Below are 329 nucleotides of genomic sequence, written 5' to 3' on the forward strand. Positions count from 1 at the left end.
GAAAGTAAACCCATAATGCGGGTTTTAAATTAAGCTGTTTTTCTGTCCGGTTAAACTCTAAGCGGCTCTTTTGACCAAAAAGCATTATAGATACTCCTAAAAAGAAGCTTACCGCAGTCGCGAAGAAACTCCTTTCCCCTCCTTCGCTGGCCTCGGTCAGCACGATGGTAATAATTCCAGGTATAAGCATAATAAACGCAAAAATTTAGCTTCTCAATTCGCGTCTTGAGGGAATTGATTGAATTACCACATTGATCTGTTTTGAGAACTTTATTTACAAGCTAGGATAGATTGTTATATTCCATTACTTCAACCTTAAAAGTTAATTA

At 37.1% G+C, this 329-nt stretch carries 1 pseudogene; it reads right to left on the reverse strand.

The features are described from left to right. A pseudogene (locus CWB77_RS18660) lies at positions 1 to 190 on the reverse strand (hypothetical protein); the annotation flags it as partial. Between the last annotated feature and the right edge of the window lie 139 nt (positions 191 to 329).

The sequence above is a fragment of the Pseudoalteromonas sp. S1610 genome, from assembly GCF_005887465.1.
Classification (GTDB): Bacteria; Pseudomonadota; Gammaproteobacteria; order Enterobacterales; family Alteromonadaceae; genus Pseudoalteromonas; species Pseudoalteromonas undina.